This is a genomic window from Nocardiopsis tropica, from assembly GCF_042660575.1.
GTDB classification, from domain to species: domain Bacteria; phylum Actinomycetota; class Actinomycetes; order Streptosporangiales; family Streptosporangiaceae; genus Nocardiopsis; species Nocardiopsis tropica.
This window is the reverse complement of record NZ_JBHSUF010000030.1, coordinates 21680-40532: the sequence shown is the minus strand read 5'-3', so window position 1 is coordinate 40532 and position 18853 is coordinate 21680. Positions and strand designations below refer to the sequence as shown.

Below are 18853 nucleotides of genomic sequence, written 5' to 3'. Positions count from 1 at the left end.
CCAGCGGCGGACGTGCGCGCCGGACGCGGCCCGCTCCACGGCCGCGGCCCGCCGCCAGAGGGTGTCGGCCCGGGGCGGACGCGGGCCCAGGGAGGGCGGGGGACGGGGAGCGGGGGAGTGCGACGTCAGCCCGAGGTGAGCTCGATCGCGCCGGAGGGGCAGCGGTCGACCGCGTTGCGCACGTGCGCGGCGTCGGCGGGGCCGGGGCGGTCGGTGCGCAGGCGCACGAGCCCGTCCTCCTCGCCCTGGTCGAACACGCGGTCGGCGGCGACGACGCACTGGCCGGCGCCGATGCAGACCTCGGGGTGGACGGTGATGCGCACGCGGGGACGTCCTCTTCACTGTGGAGCGGCCCGGTCAGGGCCGCCGGGCGCCCGGGGGCGCCACCGAACCGATCGTAAATGATTATCGTTTTCAAGCGAAGCGCGCTCCCGTGTGGCCGGGGTCGCAGCGCTGTGCGTGCCGCTCCGGTCGCACAGGGTGGTGCCGCCACTCAGCGGCTCCGCTCGCGCAGCGCGTTCTTGTCGACCTTGCCGACCGCGGTCAGGGGGAACGCGTCGACGGCCTCGATCCGGTCGGGGGACTTGTAGCCGGCCAGGCCCCTGCCGCGCAGGAAGGCGGCGAGTTCGCGGACGGTGGGCGGGGCGCCCGCGCAGACCAGGAAGGCGACCGAGCGCTCGCCGAGGTCGGGGTCGGGGGCGGCCACCAGTGCGGCCGCGGACACGCCCGGGTAGGCGAGCAGCTGGCCCTCGACCTCGGTGGCGTCGATCTTCTCCCCGCCGCGGTTGATCTGGTCCTTCACCCGGCCGACGACGTCGATGTGGCCGCTCGGGCGGAGCCGGACGAGATCGCCGGTCCGGTAGAACCCGTCGGGCGTGAAGTGCGTGGTGGCGAGTTCGGGGGAGCGGTAGTAGCCGCGCAGCGTGTAGGGGCCCCGGGTCAGCAGCTCGCCCACGGCGCCGACGGGCACCGGGGCGCCGGACCCGTCGACCACCCGCACCTCGTCGCCGGGCGAGATGGGCCGCCCCTGGGTGGTGCACACCAGCTCCTCGGGGTCGTCGAGCCGGGTGACGTTGATCAGGCCCTCGGCCATGCCGAACACCTGCTGGAGGCCGCACCCCAGGGTGGGGCGGACGCGGCGCGCCAGGTCGTCGGCCAACCGCGCTCCCCCCACCTGCAGGACCGAGAGGCTCTCGAGCTCGGCCGTGCCCGGAGCCCGGTCGGCGTAGGCCTCCAACCACACGGGCACCATCGGGGGGCTGAGCGCCGTCACGGTCACGCCCTCGCGGGCGATCAGGGGGAACGCCGTCTCGGGGGCGGGGCTGGGCGCCATGACCACCGTGCCGCCCGCGGTCAGCGTGCCGAGGATCCCCGGACAGCACATCGTGAAGTTGAAGGCGGCGGGCAGCGCGGCGAGGTAGACGCTGTCCGCGGTGAGGCCGCAGGCGGCCGCGGCGGCGCGGGCGTTGTAGCCGTAGTCCTGGTGCGTGCGCGCAATGAGCTTGGGCGTCCCCGTCGTCCCCCCGGAGAGCAGCAGGAGCGCGATGTCCCCGGGGTCGGGCCGGTCCGGGGCGGGGGCGCTGTTCGCGGGGGCGTCGGCGCGCAGTTCCCCGAAGCCGACGGCGCCTTCCAGGCCGCCGGTGTCACCGACGACGATCACGTGGCGCAGCTCTTCGTGCTCCTCGAGCACGGACGCGGCCAGGGTCCGGTAGTCGAAGCGCGCGTGGCGGTCGGCCACGGCGTAGCCGACCGCCCCGGTGGTCCGCAGCAGGTGGGAGATCTCGTGGCCTCGGTGGCCGGGCATGGCGTGGACCGGAACGGCGCCGAGGTACTGCAGTCCGAACCAGAGCAGCAGGAACTCCGCCCGGTTGGGCAGCTGCACCACCACCCGGTCGCCCCGGCGCACCCCCCGGCGGTGGAGCCCCGCCGCCACCGCTCCCGCCTCCGAGGCCAGTTCGGCGTAGGTCCACCGGCGGTCGCCGTCGACGAGCGCGACGGCGTCGGGGCGTCGCTGCGCCTGCCGCGCCAGCACGTCGGCCAGGACCTCCTCGCGCCAGAAGCCGGCCGCCCGATAGCGCTCGCGCGCCTCCTCCGGCCACCCCGGCCAGTCCGGTGCCGACGCCTCGGGCGGGTTCGCACTCTTCGTCATCTCTGCTCCTTTTGCGTTCTTCGCCACACAAGTGGGGGATCGCGCTCGATGCCGCGCTTAGGATAAAAAAGATAACGGTTTTCGTTTTCATCTGTACCATCGGCCCCCCGACCCCCGCCGGAACCGGGCCGGAACCCCCGAGCCCGCCGCCAGCCAAGGAGACGATCACGCGTGTCGCTGCCAGCCGGTCCGCCAACGGTGCCCACGACGGAGGGGGAGCTGCGCGACGCCGTCGCCGCGCTGTTGAGCATCCCCCCGGAGGAGATCGGCCCTGATGACGACCTGTTCGAGCTCGGTCTGGACTCCATCGCCCTGATGCGCCTGGCCGCGAGGTGGCGGCGCTCCGGCGTCGGGGCCGGCTTCGACGAACTCGCGGAAGCGGCGACCCTGCGCGGTTGGCAGCGGCTCCTGGCGCCGGCCGCCCCCGCCCAGGAACCCCGCACCGACGCGGAGGGCCCCGGCACACCCTTCCCGCTCGCCGCCATGCAGCACGCCTACTGGATCGGCCGCCAGGAGGGCCAGCCCCTCGGCGGGGTCGGAGCGCACTTCTACGCCGAGCTCGACGGCTCGGCCGTCGACCCGGTGCGCCTGGAGACCGCCGTGACGGCACTGCGCCGCCGCCACGGCATGCTGCGGGTCACCGTGCTCGACGACGGCCGCCAGCGCGTCCTGGACCACCCGCCCGGCCCCGCGCTGACCGTGCGGGACCTGAGCGCGGAGACGGCCGAGCGGGTCGAGCGGCAGCTGGCCGAACTGCGCGAGCACTACACCCACCGGCGGATGGACGTCGAGCGCGGCGAGGTGTTCGACCTCGCGCTGACGCTCCTGCCCGGCGGGGCCACCCGGTTGCACATCGACCTCGACATGCTGGCGGCCGACGCCGCGAGCATGCGGGTCCTGCTGCGCGACCTCCAGCTGCTCTACACCGACCCCGGCGCCGGCCTTCCGGAGCTCCCCCTGGACTACCGCGCCTACCTGGACGCCGTCGGGACCGCGCGGGAGCGGGAACGCGAGGAGGACCGCGCCTGGTGGAGCGGGCGCCTGGAGTCGCTGAGCGCCCCGCCGGCCCTGCCCACCGTCGTGGACCCCCTCGACCCGGACTCGGCCGCACCGCGCTTCCACCCGACCACCCGGCTGCACCACTGGCTCGACCCCGAGCGCAAGCAGCGGCTGCTGGCCGCCGCGCGCGGCCACGGGGTCACCCCCGCCGCCGCGTTGGCGGGCGCCTTCGCCGAGACCCTCGGGGCCTGGAGCGACTCCCCGAGGTTCCTGCTCAACCTCCCGCTCTTCCACCGCGACCTGGACGTGGAAGGGGCCGAGTCGCTGGTCGGGGACTTCAGCAGCTCGATCCTGCTCGACGTCGACCTCACCGAGGAGCGCACCTTCGCCGAGTCCGCACGCCACGTGCAGACCCGCCTGCGCACGGCGGCCGCCCACGGCTCCTACTCCGGCGTCGAGGTGCTCCGCGACCTCTCCCGAGCCTCCGACGGCGTTCCGGCCCTGGCCCCCGTCGTCTACACCAGCGCCCTGGGGCTGGGCGAGGTCTACGACTCCGAGGTCAGGGCCGCGTTCGGCGAGCCCGTGTGGATCATCTCCCAGGGCCCGCAGGTCTGGCTGGACGCACAGGTGACCGAACTCGACGGCGGGCTCCTCCTGAACTGGGACGTGCGGTACCGCGCGTTCGAGCCCGGCGTCCCCGAGGCGGCGTTCGCGGCCTACCGCGACCTCGTCGACTCCCTCGTCGACGACCCCTCGGCCTGGACCGGGCCCGTGCGCCTGCCGCTCCCCGAGGACCAGGCGCGCGTGCGCGCCGCGGCCAACGCCACCGACGCGCCCGCCGTGACCGAGCGGCTGCACGAGGGCTTCTTCCGCGCCGCCCGCGAACACCCCGACGCCCTCGCCCTGATCCCCGACGCTGGCGAACCGGTGACCTACGGCGCGCTCGCCGACCGCGCGGGCCGTGTCAGCGCGCTGCTGGCCGGGGCCGGGGTGGCGCCGGGCGACGCCGTGGCGGTCAGCCTGCCCCGGGGCGCGGCACAGGTCGCCGCGGTGCTCGGAGTCCTGGGCGCGGGCGCCGCCTACGTCCCCGTCGGGGTGGAACAGCCCGCCGAGCGCACGGCGCGCATCCTGGCCGCGGCCGACGCCGCGGCCCTGCTCACCGACGCCGCGCACGCCGACCGGCCCGCCGGTCCGGCGCGGGGCCGCACCGGACCGCCGGTCGTGCTGGTCGAGGACGCGGACGGGTGCGCGCCCGCGCCGCCGGACCTCGCACAGCCCCTCGACGCGACCGCCTACGTCATCTTCACCTCGGGATCCACCGGGGTCCCGAAGGGCGTGGAGGTCTCGCACGGGGCGGCCGTCAACACGATCGCCGCGCTGAACGACCGCTTCGACGTGGGACCGCGGGACCGCGGGCTGGCCCTCGCGGACCTGGACTTCGACATGTCCGTCTACGACCTCTTCGCCCCCCTGTCCGCGGGAGGGTCGGTGGTCCTCGTCTCGGATGAGGCCCGCCGCGACGCCCACCACTGGGTCGCGCTGATGCGCGAGCACGGCGTCACGCTCCTGAACTGCGTGCCCGCCCTGCTCGACATGGTGCTGACCGCCGCCGAGTCGCGCCCCGGCGGCTTCGGCGACCGACTGCGGTTCGTCCTGCTCGGCGGCGACTGGGTCGGCCTCGACCAGCCCGGGCGCCTGCACGCCCTGGCCCCGCGGGCGCGGTTCACCGCCCTGGGCGGGATGACCGAGGCCGCCGTGCACTCCACGGTGTTCGAGGTCGACCGGGTCGACCCCTCGTGGACGTCGATCCCGTGGGGCCTCCCGCTGCCCAACATGCGCACCCGGGTCGTGGACCACCACGGCCGCGACCGCCCCGACTGGGTCCCGGGCGAGCTCTGGGTCAGCGGCGCGGGACTGGCGACCGCCTACCGCGGCGACCCCGGGCGCACCGCCGAGAAGTTCGTCACCGACCAGGGCCGCAGGTGGTACCGCACCGGCGACCGGGCACGCTACCGCTCCGACGGCGTCCTGGAGTTCCTCGGCCGCGCCGACCACCAGGTGAAACTGCGCGGACACCGCATCGAGCTCGGCGAGGTCGAAGCCGCCGCAGCCTCGTGTCCGGGCGTCTCCGCCGCGGTGGCGCTCGTCACCGGCACACCGCGCAGGCTCGCCCTGGTGGCCGCCGCGGCGGCGGGGCCGGCGGCCGAGGCGGAGCTCCGCGCCACCCTGGAGCGCAACCTCCCCTCCTACATGGTCCCCACCCAGATCGTGCTGGTGGACGCCCTCCCCCTGACCGCCAACGGCAAGCCCGACCGCCGGCGCGCCGAGGCCCTGGCCGCGGCCGCGACCGGCCGCGCCCCCGAGGACGACGGCGACGGGGACCGGTCCCCGCGCGGGTGGGCCGAGACCGTGGTGGCCGAGGTCTGGGGCGAGCTCCTGGACGTCAAGGGCATCCGGCGCGACGACGGGTTCTTCGCCCTGGGCGGCGACTCGCTCCTGGCCACCCGGATGATCGGCGCCCTGCGGGAACGCGGCGCGGGCGGCGCACGGGTCGCGGGCCTGTTCTCCTCTCCCGCGCTGGCCGACTTCGCCGCCACCCTCACCCGGCAGGAACCGCCGACCGGCACCGTCCTGGGCGAGGGCGACACCGTCAACCGCCACCTGCCCTTCCCGATGACCGACGTCCAGCGGGCGTTCTGGATCGGACGCGACAGCAGGCTCTCCCTCGGCGGCGTGGGCACCTACCACTACAGCGAGTTCGACGGCGCCGACGTCGACCTCGACCGGTTCACACGCGCCTGGACGGCCCTGGTGGACCGGCACGAGATGCTGCGCGCCGTCTTCGACGAGGACGGACGCCAGCGCATCCTGCCGAAGACGCCGCCGGTCACGGTGGCCGTCACGGAGGCGGCCACCGAGGAGGAGGCCGCGCAGGCCCTGGCCGCGCTGCGCGAGGAGGCCTCCCACCTGAGCATCGACCTGACCCGGTGGCCCCTGTTCGAGCTGCGGGCCGTGCGCTATCCCAGCGGAGGCGCCACGCGCACGCGCCTGGCGATCGGGCTCGACTACATCGTCCTCGACGCCGCCTCGATCATCGCCCTGTACGGAGAGCTCGACCGGCTCTACAGCGACCCCGGGGCGGAGCTGGAGCCGATCGACGTCTCCTTCCGCGACTACGTCCTGCAGTCCGAACCCGACCCCGACGCGGTCGAGCACGCGCGCCGGCACTGGACGCGCCGGCTCCGGACACTGCCGCCCGCACCCGCGCTCCCGCTGGTCGCCGACCCCTCCACCGTGGAGCACCCCCGTTTCACCCGCCGCCGGCGCCCCCTCCGCGCGCGGGACTGGGAGGCGATCACCGACAAGGCCCGCGCCCACGGCCTGACACCGTCGGTCGTCCTTCTGACCTGCTACGCGGAGGTCCTGTCGGCCTGGAGCGACCACCCGGAGGTGGCGGTCAACCTCACCCTGTTCAACCGGCAGCCGGTCCACCCCCACATCGACCTGATCATGGGCGATTTCACCTCGGTGTCCCTGCTCGGCTACGAGCCGCGCGCCGGGGAGCCGTGGCCGGCCGCAGCGCACCGCCTGCAGCGCGTCATGAGCGAGGACCTCGACCACCGCGAGGCCTCCGTGACCTGGCTGCTGCAGGAGCTCGCCAAGCGCACCGGGGCGGTCGACGCGGCCATGCCCGTGGTCTTCAGCAGCTCCGTCGGGGTGGGCGACCGCACCGTCAAGGACCTCTCCGACGGTTTCCCCGAGAAGGTGTGGGGCATCTCCCAGACCCCGCAGGTGCTCCTGGACAACCAGGTCACCGAGTCCCAGGGCGGCGTCATGGTCACCTGGGACGCCATCGAGGAACTGTTCCGTCCCGGCGTGCTCGACTCCATGTTCGACGCCTACAACACGATGCTGGCCTGGCTGGCCGGGAACGACTGGGACACGGTCGCCCCGCCGGTGCTCCCGAGCGCCCAGGCGGACACGCGCCGTCCCGCCCCGGGCCCCCTCCCCGCCACCGCGGAGGGCACCCTCCACGGCGAGGTCCTGCGCCGGGCCCAGGAGGACCCGGACCGCCCCGCCGTCCTCGGCGCCCCCGGCCACGAGCCCCTCACCTACGGCGGACTCGCCGCGCGGGCCGCCCGGGTCGCGGGCGGCCTGGCCGAGCGGGGCACGGGCCCCGGCGACGTCGTCGCGATCACCCTGCCCCCCGGAGCCGACCGGGTCGTCGCGATCCTGGGGGTGCTCTCCACCGGCGCGGCCTACCTTCTGGGCGACCCGGGGGCGCCCCCCTCGCGACGCGAACAGGACCGGCGGGCGGCCGGGGCCCGCGTCGTGATCGTCGGCCCCGGCCGCGCGGACGGACCGGACCAGGCCGAACTCACCGACCTGGCCGCCGCCGAACCCCTGCGGACCGCGGTCGCCGCCGACCCCGGGGCGAGGGCCTACGTCACCGTCCAGGCGGGCCCGGACGGGGAGGACGCCGCGGTCGAGTCCGTCGACCACCGGTCGGCGGTGGCGACGATCGCCGCGGTGCGCGAGAGGTTCGGTATCGACGCGCGGGACCGGGTGCTCGCGGGCGACCCCCCGGCGGCGGCCGTGGACGCGTTCAGCGTGTTCGGGCCGCTCGGCGCCGGCGGCGCCCTGGTGTGCCCCGAGACCGACGTCGCGACCGACCCGCGCGCCGCGGCCGCGCTGGCCGCCGAACACGGCGCGACGGTGTGGAACGGCCCGCCGATACTGCTCGACGAGCTGATCGCCGCGGCCCCGGCCGGCGAGGGCGCGCCGCTGCGCGACCTGCGCCTGGCGCTCGTCTCGGGCGACCGGGTGGGCGCCGGACTGGCCGGGCGCCTGCGCCGGGCCACCGGCGGCGGCCGACTCGTCGCACTGTACGGCGGCCGTGGCAGCGCCGGCTGGGCGAGCGCCGTCGAGCTCGACGCCGACACGGACCGCTCGACGCCCTCCGGGCGGCCCCTGGCGGGCCACCGGTTGCGCGTGGTGGACTCCGCGGGCCGCGAATGCCCCGACCAGGTGATCGGCGACCTCTGGATCGCAGGCCCCGACGCCGCGCCCGACCCGGCCACGGCCGGGGCGTCCGACCCGGACGGGCGGCTCCGCCCGACCGGGACCCGCGCCCGGTACCTGCCCGGCGGCGCCGTCGAGTTCCTCGGCCCCGAACCACAGGCCTGGCTCAACGGCCGCCGCGTCGACATCGGCGCCGTCGAAGGCGCCATCGAGTCGCACCCGGGCGTCGTCCACGCGGCGGTGGTCACCGTGGGCGAGGGGCGCGAACGCCGGCTCCACGCCTACACGGTGACCGCCGACGGGGAGGAGCCCGACGGCCTCTCCCGCCACCTGTCCGGACTGCTGCCCCCCTTCGCGGTACCGGCCCGGATCACCCGCCTGCCCCGCCTGCCCCTGACCGCTGAGGGCGCCGTGGACCGCGGCGCGCTGGCCGAGGAGGCCGCCGTCCGGGAGCGCGCCGCGTCGGGACCGCCCACGGGCGAGACCGAGATCCGCGTCGCCGCCCTGTGGACCGAGCTCCTGGGCGCCGGGGCCGAGCACCGCCACACCGACTTCTTCGCCGCCGGCGGCGACAGCCTGAGCGCGCTGCGCCTGGTCACAGCCACGGGCGAGGCGTTCGGCGTCGAGATCTCGGTCCGTTCCTTCCTCACCGCATCCACCCTCGCCGACCTGGCACGACAGGTCGACCACGCGCTCGCCTCCCGCGACGACGAAGAAAGCGGAATCCTATGAACGCCCATCAGCTCGTTTCCGAGATGGAGAAGGACGGCATCCGGCTCTGGGAGGACGACGGCGCCCTGCGGTTCCGCGCCCCCAAGGGCGTGCTGACCGAGGAGCGCAAGGCACTGCTGCGCGAGAACCGCGCCGAGGTCCTCGCCCACCTGACCGCCCGCCGCCTCGCCACCCGCATCACCCCCGACCCCCAGTCGGCCGGCACCCCCTTCCCGCTGACCGACATCCAAGCCGCCTACCTGGTCGGCCGCGGCAGCGCCTACGGGTACGGCGGAGTGGCCTGCCACGTCTACGTCGAACTCTCCTTCCCGGCCGACACCGACCCGGAGCGGCTCCAGGAGAGCTGGTGGTCCGTGGTGCGCCGCCACGGCATGCTGCGCGCGGTGGTCCACCCCGACGGCTTCCAGGAGGTCCTGCCCGAGATCCCGGAGACGCCGGTGCCGACCGCCGACCTGCGCGGCGCCACCCCCGCCGAGGTCGAGGAGCGCGTGGACCTGGTGCGCCGGGAACTCGCCTCCAGGGTCCCGCCCACCGACGTGCCGCCGCTGTTCGAGCTGCGGATGACGCGCTGCGCCGACGAACTCGTCCTGCACCTGTCGATCGACCAGCTCATCGTCGACTACGCCAGCCTGCTGCTGGTCCTGTCCGAGCTGGAGGACACCTACCACGGCCGGGAGACCGGGACCCCGGAGATCGGTTTCCGCGACTACGTCCTGGCGCGCCGCAACCAGACGCTCACCGGCGAGTACGACCGCGCCCGCGACTACTGGACCCGGCGGCTGCCCACCCTGCCCCCCGCCCCCGACCTGCCGCTGCCCGCCGACGGCGGCCGGGTCGGCGCCTTCCGGCGCTTCGAGGAGATCCTGGGCGCCGAGCAGCGCGCGTCCTTCGAGGCCAACGCCGCCCGCGCCGGGGTCACCGCCTCGGCCGCCGCGATGGCCGCCTACGCCGAGGTGCTGGGCCGCTGGAGCCGCAGCCCGCAGTTCACGCTCAACGTCCCCACCTTCACCCGCCTGCCCCTGCACGCCGACGTCGACCGCCTCGTGGGGGACTTCACCGCGGTCGAACTCCTCGCCGTCGACCTGCGGCCCGCGCAGACGTTCGCCGAACGCGCGGCCACCCTGCGCGACACCCTGCTGGAGGACCTGGCGCACTCCCTGTACACCGGGAGCCAGGTCCTGGCCGACCTCACCCGGCGCAGCGACAGCGACACCGTGCTCATGCCGGTCGTGTTCACCAGCACGCTCGGCTCGGCGGCGGCCCGCCGGCCCGCCGCGGCCATCCGCCACGCCCAGACCCAGACCCCGCAGGTCTGGCTGGACTGCCAGGTGATGGAGCGCGCCGACGAACTGGCCCTGAGCTGGGACGTGCGCGAAGGGGTCCTGGGCGGTGACACCGCCGCCGACCTCTTCGCCGCCTTCACCGCCCTCATGACCCGCCTGGCCGAGGACCCGGACGCCTGGAACGAGGCTGCCCGCGTCGAACTGCCGGAGGGCACCCGCGCCGTCCGCGAGCGGGTCAACGACACCGCCGCCCCGGTGCCGCGCGCCCTGCTGCACGAGGGGGTGCTGGCCGCCGCCGAGCGCGACCCCGGGCGCGTCGCCGTGATCGACCGGGACCGCTCGCTGACCTACGGCGAGCTGGTCGGGCGCGCGGCGGCGGTCGCACGGGCGCTGGGCGCCGCCGGCGTCGGCGCGGGGGACCTGGTCGCCGTCACGATGGAGAAGGGGTGGGAGCAGGTCGCCGGCGTCCTGGGCGCCCTGATGGCGGGCGCCGCCTACCTCCCCCTGGACACCACGCAGCCGGCGCGCCGCCGCACGGCGATCCTCACCGACGCCGGGGCCTCGGTCGTGCTGACCCAGTCCTGGCTGGTGGAGGAGGGGGAGTGGCCCCCGGGATGCACCACCGTCGCCGTCGACAGCCTCCCCCTCGCCTCCGGTCCGCCGCCGCGGCCCGACACCGGCCCCGACGACCTGGCCTACGTCATCTACACCTCGGGGTCGACCGGCGCCCCCAAGGGCGTCATGATCAGCCACGCCGCGGCGCTGAACACGGTCACCGACGTCAACCGCAGGTTCGACGTGACCGCCGACGACCGCGTCCTCGCACTGGCCCAGCTCGGTTTCGACCTCTCCGTCTACGACATCTTCGGCCCGCTGGCGGTCGGGGCCGCCGTGGTGCTGCCCGACCCCGCGCGCCGCGGCGACCCCTCCGAGTGGATCGAGACCGTCCGGTCCGCGCAGGTCACCTTCTGGAACTCGGTCCCCGGACAGCTGCAGATGGTGCACGACTACCTGCGCGCCGACGACCCGCCCCTGCCCTCCCTGCGCGTCGCGCTGCTCTCGGGCGACTGGATCCCCACCGCGCTGCCCGAGGCCGTGCGGACCTGGGCCCCGAACATGGCGGTGCACAGCCTCGGCGGCGCCACCGAGGCGTCGATCTGGTCCATCCACCACCCGATCGACCGGGTCGACCCCGCCTGGCGCAGCATCCCCTACGGCAGGCCGATGGACAACCAGACGTTCCACGTCCTCGACACGGCGCTGCGGCCCTGTCCCGACCTGGTCGTGGGCGAGCTGTACATCGGGGGCATCGGTCTGGCCCAGGGCTACTTCGGCGACGAGGAGCGGACGGCGGCCCGGTTCATCCGGCACCCGGAGACCGGTGAGCGCCTCTACCGCACCGGCGACATGGGCCGCTACTGGCCCGACGGGGTGATCGAGTTCCTCGGGCGCGAGGACCAGCAGGTCAAGATCCGCGGCTACCGGATCGAGCTCGGTGAGGTCCAGGCGGCGGTGGAGTCGCTGCCGGAGGTGGGCGCGGCGGCGGTCGTGCTCACCGGCGGGCGCGGATCCGGGCCCACGGGCGCGGGCCAGAGCCTGACGGCCTTCGTCGAACCCGCCCACCGCGACACCCCCCTCCCGCTCCCGGAGACGCTGCTCCCCGCCGTCCGCGACGCCGCCCGGCAGGCCGGGCAGCAGGTGGACCTCGACGGACTCGCCGCGTTCCGCGCCGCGCTCGGCAAGGCGGCCGCGGCGTCCATCGCCGACACACTCGCCCCGGCCTTCGCCGGGGGCGGCGAGCTCACACCGGAACAGGTGTGCGACACGCTGGGAGCGGCCCCCGCACACCACCGCCTGGTGCGGCGCTGGATCCGGGGGCTCGTCACGGACGGCCTCCTGGAGCGCACCCCCGGCGGGAAGCTCGCCGGCCTGCGCGCCCCCGGCCCGCAGGCCACCGCCCGCGCCTGGGACGAGGCCGCCCGCCTCGAGAAGAAGGCGCGGTGGAGTCCCGAACTGTTCGCCACGGTGCGTGCCGGAGCCGAGCACCTGGCCGACCTGGTCGCCGGGCGGGAGGAGGCGGCCCGGCCGTTCTCCGGAGCCGACCCGCGGGCGCTGACCGCCGCCTACGCCGCGAACGCCGGCTCCTCCGCGCTGCGCTCGGTCCTGGCCGCCGCGGCCGCCGAGATCGCACGCACCCGCGACACCGCCGAACCGCTGCGGATCATGGAGGTCGGGCTGCGCGGCGGCGGCGTGGCCGGTGACCTGCTGCCCGCCCTGGCCGACCACCGGGTCGACTACCTGGGGACCGACGCGTCGGCGCAGAACCGGTCCGTGTTCGAGCAGGACTTCTCCGACGACCCGCGCGTGCGCTGCGCGGCCTTCGACCCCGCGCAGGACCCCGCCGGGCAGGGCCTGGCCCGCAACTCCGTGGACCTGCTGGTCTGCGTCGGCGTCCTGGACAACCTCCCCGACGTGGAAGCGGCCCTGGAGCGCCTCTCCACCCTGGTGGCGCCGGGCGGGTGGATGCTCCTGCTGGCCAACACCGACGACGACGACCACGCGCTCCGGATCTCCGCGGAGTTCACGGCCGAGCACGCGGGACCGTTCACCGACGTCCGCCAGGAGCAGGAGCAGACGTTCCTGCGCCACGAGCAGTGGCAGGAGCTGTTCCACGACCGCGGCCACCAGGTCGCCGCCGCGTTCCCCGAGGACACCGGAACGGCCCGGGCCTTCGGCCAGCACCTCTACCTGGTCCGTGCCAAGCCCCTGCAGGAGCCGGTCGAGGTGGCGTCGCTGACGCGCCGCGGCCACGAACTGCTCCCCGAGTACTCGGTGCCCTCCCAGTGGGAGGTCGTCGACGCCCTGCCGAGGACGGAGAACGGCAAGCTGGACCGCGGCGCGCTGGAGAAGCGTTCGCTCGAACTGGGCGCCGGCCCCGCCGAGGAGGCCGGAGACCAGAACCCCCGCGACGACCTCGAGCGCGCACTGGCGGCCCTGTGGGCAGAGCTCCTCGAGACGGAGCGCATCGGACGCGACGACGACCTCTTCGCGCTGGGCGGCGACTCGCTGCTGGTGGCCCGGATCGTCGGACGGCTGCGCGACGGGCTGGCCGGCCACGAATGGGACCTCGAGTGGGAGGTCGTCCTGCGCCACCTGCTGCGCCGGCCGACCATCGCCGGCCTCGCCGCCTACCTGCGGGAGCTCTCCGCCCCCGAGGCGGAGGCGGACGCCGAGAGCTCGCCCCTGGTGGAGCTGATCCGGCCCGAGCCCGGCGCCCCGGTGACCGTGCTCGTGCACGCCGGAACGGGGACCCTGCTGCCGTACCGGCCCCTGGTTACCCGGCTCCGCGCCCGTTCCGGTGAAGGACACGGGCTGGTGGGCCTGGAGCTGCCGGCGCCCGAGAACTTCCGCAACGCCGACCCGAACGGGCTCATCGACCGCACGGCGGCCGAATACGTGCGCGCCCTGCTCGACGCCGGGCACACGCGGGTCGACGTCGTCGGCTACTGCGTGGGCGGGGTCATCGCCACCGAGGTGGCCCGGGGGCTCGCCGAAGCCGGCGCCACCGTTCGCAGCCTCACGGTCATCAGCAGCCACAGCCCGACCTTCCGCATCGACGACGAACTGCTCTCCGAGTACTCCTTCTCGCTCATGATGGGCATGGACCCGTCCCACATCGGGTTCCCCGCCGACTCCGAGCGCGTGGGCGAGGCCGTCTCCGCCGTGCTCGACCGCTCTCCCGAGGCCGTCCTGGACGGCGCGATCGCCGACCTGGACGGGGAGTTCGCCGACGTCGCGGCCGCCTTCGAGGCCCTGGAGGCGGTGCCGCGCATGGCCCGGGTGACCCGCATGTGCGAGGCGCTGCCGCCCGAGCTCGCCGACACCTACCAGCCCGAGGGCCTGCTGCGGGCCCTGCGCACCTACCAGCAGAGCACCTTCGCGCTGAGCCGGCACCGGGCCGAGCCCTACGCGGGCGACATCACCTTCCTGCGGCACAACGGCGCCTACCCCTTCCCCGGCAGCGCCGACACCATCGCCGACCACTGGGCGAGGATCTGCCTCGGCGAACTGCGCACCCGCGACATCCCGGGCGAGCACTTCACCTGCATGACGGGTGAGAACGTCCCCACGGTCGACGACCACCTGCACGAGATCATCGAAGGGAAGACCTCTTGATCGGCATCATCGGCGCCTCCGGCGCTGTCGGGCGCCACACCGCCGCGGCCCTGGCCGAGGCCGGAGCGGGCCCGCTGCGCCTGGGGGCCCGGCGGCCCTCCGCCGTCCCCCCGGGCCCCTGGTCCGAGGGCAGCGAGACCGTCGGGGTCGACGCCTCCGACCCCGCCTCTCTCGCCCGGTTCAGCGCCGGCTGCACCCTGCTGGTCAACTGCGCCGGTCCCAGCTACCTCCTCAAGGACACCGTCGCGCTGGCCGGACTGGCCGCGGGCGCCGACGTCGTCGACGTCATGGGCGACGACCCCGTCCACGAGTCCCTGACGGAGTCGGGCGCGGTCGGGCCGGACCGCTGCGTCGTCCTGTCGGCCGGGACCGTCCCCGGCCTGGCGGGCCTGGTCCCCCTCTGGCTCGCCGGGGCCGGCCCCGCGAACGGGCCGGCGCTCAGGATGACCGGCTACGCGGGCGGGCTGGAGCACGCGACCGAGAGCGTGGCGGCCGACATCGTGCTCTCCCTGGACACCGGGGGAGCGGGCGGCGAGCGCTTCGGCCACCCCCTCGCGGCCTGGCGGCACGGCCGCCGCGCCCCGGGGGTCCTGCGGGTGGCCGACAGCGCCCAGGCCCCCTACTTCCCCCACCCGGTCGCCCTGCAACCGCTCCTGACCACCGAGGTGGAGCGCCTGGCCGCGCGCATGGACCTGGCCGAGGCCGACTGGTACAACGTCCTCCCCGGAACACAGGTGCGCGAGCTGCTCACCGCGCTGCCGACCCTGCCGATGGACACCGCCGAGCGGCGCGACGCGGTGACCGGGCGCATCCGGCGCGCCGCCGAGGTCGACGCCGCGGGCGGCGTGCCCTACTACCGGCTGGTGTTCAGCCTCTCGGGCCGGGACTGGGCGCGCACCTGCGTGGTCCACTGCGACAGCAGCTACCGGCTCACCGGCGCCGTCGCGGCGCTCGCGGCCCTGGACGTCCTGGCCGGCCGCATCGGCAAGGGGCTGCACTACGCGGCCCAGGCGATGGACCCGCAGGCCACGGTGGAGGCGCTGAGGGCCAACGGGGACGCGGAGTTCGCGGTCCACCACCACGCCGCCGCACCGCCGGTCCCCGGCGACGCGGCCGAGGCCGTCGAGGACGGTGAGCTGTGAACGCGCCGGCACCGCTGCGGACCGTCGTCTGCGGCACGAACTTCGGCCGCCTCTACATCGACGCCGTCCGGCGCCACCCCGGGTTCACCCTCGCGGGGCTCCTCTCCACGGGCAGCAGCCACTCCCGGGAACTGGCCGAACGGCACGGCGTGCCCTGCCACACCTCCCCGGACGAGCTCCCCGCCGACGTCGACGCGGCCGTCGTGGCGGTGCCCGCGGCGGTCATGGGAGGCCGGGGGTCCGAACTCGCGCGCACCCTGCTCGCCAGGGGCCTGCACGTGCTCCAGGAGCACCCGCTGCACCCCGACGAGCTGTCGGAGTCCCTCCGCGCGGCGAGGAAGGCCGGCCGGCAGTTCCAGGTCAACACCCACTACCCCCACGTGGCCCCGGTGCGCGAGTTCATCGAGGCGGCGCGCCGACTGCGCCGACTGCAGCGTGTCCTGTTCGTCGACGCGGCGGCCCCGGTCCACGTCCTGGCCCCCCTGATCGACATCCTGGCGCGCGCCCTGGGCGGCACCCGCCCCTGGAGGCTGGGCGATCCCGTTCCACCGACCGAGGACGTCGTGGCGGCGGCGAAGGGGGAGGCGCCGCTGAGCCTGCTGCACGGGGCCATCGCCGGAGCCCCGCTGACACTGCGGGTGCACAACCAGATCCACCCCGGGGACCGGGACAACCACTCCCTCTTCTGGCACCGCGTGGCGGTGGGGACCGAAGGGGGGGTCCTGACCCTGGCCGACACCCACGGGCCCGTGCTGTGGCACCCGCGGATCCACTCCCCCCGCGACTCCGGGCACCGGTTGGTGTTCACGCCCGGAACCGGGGCCGAGTCGCTGCGGCTGCCCGCGTCGGCGGTCCTGGGCCAGGCGGGACCGCCGCCCCGGATCTGCGACATCTTCTCCGAGCTGTGGCCCGCGGCGATCGGCGAGGCCCTCGGCGGGTTCGCCGCGGCCGTGGCCGAGGGCGGGGACCCGCTCCGGTCGGCCCAGCAGGACCTGGCGGTCTTCGCCCTCTGGCGGGAGCTGATGGAACGCCTGGGGCCGCCGGAGCTGATCCGTCCCCCCGCCCCCGAGCCCCTGGCGCCGGATGCGCTCGCGGCTCCGGGCGCCGACGCCCCGGCGGAGCCCGCCGCGTCCGAACCGGGGGCGACCGCGCGGCCGGCCCCGGCCCCTCCCGGTGAGCCGGCCCGCCCGCACGCGGCGGATCTGTCGGACTACAACGAGGCGGCGGAGTTCTTCGACCTCGGCGCCCGCGAGCACACCGCGCGCACGGGTCCCGCGGTCGTGGCGTGCCTGAGCGGGATCGACCCCCGGAACGGCCCGCTGGTGGACGTCGGGGCGGGCAGCGGACTGGTCACCCGGCAGGTCGCGGCGGCCTACCCCGACTGCCGGGTGATCGCCGCCGAACCCGCGGCGGGGATGCGCGCCCTGCTCACGGGCAGGGTCGGCGACGACCCCGGGCTCGCGAAGCGGGTGACCGTCCTCCCCCACGCCGCGGAGCGCCTGCTGGATCCGGGGGTGCTGCCCGACCGGCTGTGCGGGGTCGTCATCTGCGGGGTGCTGGGCCACCTCGAGCCGGACCTGCGGAGGGACCTCCTGCGGGGACTGGCGGAGCGCCTGGCGCCCGGCGCCCCGATCGTCGTCGAGCTGACGGGGATGCGCGAGCCCATGAGGATGGGCCCCACCCTGCTGCGCCACGCCGAACTCGGCGAACAGCGGTACGAGTGGTGGATGTCCGGCCGACCGGACGGGCCGGACCGGATGCGGCTCGACACCGAGTGGCGCGTCCTCCGCGGGGGCGAGCCCGTCCGCACGGTCCGCGAGCAGTACCGCTGGTACACGCTGGAGCTCGAACAGCTCGCCCGGGAGAGCGGCCTGCGCCTCGCGCCGCCACCCGCGCCCCACGCCGCGGGCGTGCCCTACCTGGGCACGCTCACGGCGCCGGGGGACGGGGCGGTCACCACGTGACGAGTACCCGTTCGGGCCCGAAGGCGATGCCGTCGTGACGGAAGCGGACCGACTCGAACGGCTCCGCCGCCCGCAGGCCCGGCATCCGGTCGACCAGGGTGCCGATGGCGACGCCGAGTTCGAGGCGGGCGACGTTCTGGCCGACGCACTGGTGGATCCCGTAGCTGAACGCCACGTGGGTCCTGCCGGTGCGGTCGAAGTCGATCCGCTCCGGGTCGGGGAACACGGCGGGGTCGTGGTCGGCGGCCGCCAGCAGCGGGATGATCCCGTCGCCGGCGGGGATCACGGTCCCGCCGACCTCGATGTCCTCGGTGGCGGTGCGCAGGGCGATGGAGTCGCCCACGGACAGGGCCCGCAGGAGCTCCTCGACCGCCTGCGGGAGTACCGCGGGGTCGCGCCTCAGCCGTTCGAGCAGGTCCGGCCGCTGGAGCAGGGCGAGCACGCTCAGGGCGATCTGGTTGGTGGTGGTCTCCCACCCCGCGACGATCAGGATGCTGATCGTGGTCACCAGTTCCTGCCGGGTCAGCTCACCGGACCGCAACCGCTCGTGGACCAGCCGGCTCAGCAGGTCCTCGCCGGGGTCCTCCTCCTTCGCGCGCACGGCGTCCTCCACCACCGCGCCCAGGGCGCCGATGCCCTCGCTGGCCCCCTCGGCGGTGCTGCCGCCCCCGCCGAAGACCTGCGAGCCCAGGGTCTCCGTGACGCGACGGAACAGCTTGTCGCCGCGGCGCAGGCCGACCAGCTCGCACATGACGGTGCTGGAGACCACGTGGGCGAAATGGGTCACCAGGTCGGCGGGCGGGCCGTAGTTCAGCAATTCGTCGATCCGGTCGTCGACGATCCGCTGGATGTCGCGGCGCATCCGGCGGGCCTTGCGCACCGTCATCTCGGCGAGCAGCATCCGCCGGAACCGGGAGTGCTCGGGCGGGTCCATGCGGATGAACGGCGTCGTCTTTGTGCCGGCCTCCTGTTCTCCTTCCACCAGCGCCGGAAATCCCGGACGGCGGATGTCCGCGCTCACGCGGGTGTCGGCGAGCACCGCGCGGACCTCCTCGTAGCCGGTGACCACCCAGGCCGTGCGGCCGGTCGGCAGGGCCACCCGGGCCACGGGCCCCTGCCGACGCAGGTCGGCGTAGGCGCGCGGAGCCGAGAACGGGCACTCGCGCGGCATGGGGAAAGCCGGAGGGTTCACTCGGTCGGCGTCGGACACGGGGACACCAGCCCTTCTGTTCGGATTGCGGATACCACGAGAAAACTCGGAGAAATGGAGGGATCAACCGGTCTTCATTCATAACTTTACAGTCCGCGGGTTCGATCTCCAATATGATGGATCGTCCGCAATTCGAGACCAATGTCACCGGTGTCGCCAATGGCGACGCCATTAAA

At 75.2% G+C, this 18853-nt stretch carries 7 protein-coding genes; 4 read left to right on the top strand and 3 right to left on the bottom strand.

What is annotated here, in order from left to right; genetic code table 11:
* Positions 1–125 precede the first annotated feature (125 nt).
* Positions 126–323, bottom strand: a complete 198-nt coding sequence (locus ACFQBR_RS31710) for a ferredoxin (RefSeq protein WP_267944956.1) — start codon at positions 321–323, stop codon at positions 126–128.
* Between the two features lie 170 nt (positions 324–493).
* Positions 494–2149, bottom strand: a complete 1656-nt coding sequence (locus tag ACFQBR_RS31705) for a (2,3-dihydroxybenzoyl)adenylate synthase (protein WP_344180333.1) — start codon at positions 2147–2149, stop codon at positions 494–496.
* A 171-nt stretch (positions 2150–2320) separates the two neighbouring features.
* On the opposite strand from ACFQBR_RS31705, the gene ACFQBR_RS31700 reads away from it, so the two are divergent.
* From ACFQBR_RS31700 to ACFQBR_RS31685, 4 genes are read left to right on the top strand one after another with little or no spacing between them, the layout of a single operon-like run.
* Positions 2321–8902 (top strand): amino acid adenylation domain-containing protein, encoded by a 6582-nt coding sequence (locus tag ACFQBR_RS31700; protein ID WP_378554940.1) that lies wholly within the window; start codon positions 2321–2323, stop codon positions 8900–8902.
* Complete coding sequence (locus ACFQBR_RS31695) at positions 8899–14361, top strand: amino acid adenylation domain-containing protein (protein ID WP_378554939.1); 5463 nt, start codon at positions 8899–8901, stop codon at positions 14359–14361. The genes ACFQBR_RS31700 and ACFQBR_RS31695 overlap by 4 nt, the downstream gene beginning before the upstream one ends.
* Entirely contained in the window at positions 14358–15503 is a 1146-nt protein-coding gene (locus ACFQBR_RS31690) for an NAD(P)H-binding protein (RefSeq protein WP_344180339.1), read from the top strand. Before ACFQBR_RS31695 ends, ACFQBR_RS31690 begins: the two co-directional genes overlap by 4 nt.
* Entirely contained in the window at positions 15500–17467 is a 1968-nt protein-coding gene (locus tag ACFQBR_RS31685; protein WP_344180341.1) for a Gfo/Idh/MocA family oxidoreductase, read from the top strand. Before ACFQBR_RS31690 ends, ACFQBR_RS31685 begins: the two co-directional genes overlap by 4 nt.
* Here ACFQBR_RS31685 and ACFQBR_RS31680 read toward each other — a convergent pair.
* Positions 17457–18638, bottom strand: a complete 1182-nt coding sequence (locus tag ACFQBR_RS31680; protein ID WP_344180343.1) for a cytochrome P450 — start codon at positions 18636–18638, stop codon at positions 17457–17459. The genes ACFQBR_RS31685 and ACFQBR_RS31680 overlap by 11 nt on opposite strands.
* Positions 18639–18853: the final 215 nt, after the last annotated feature.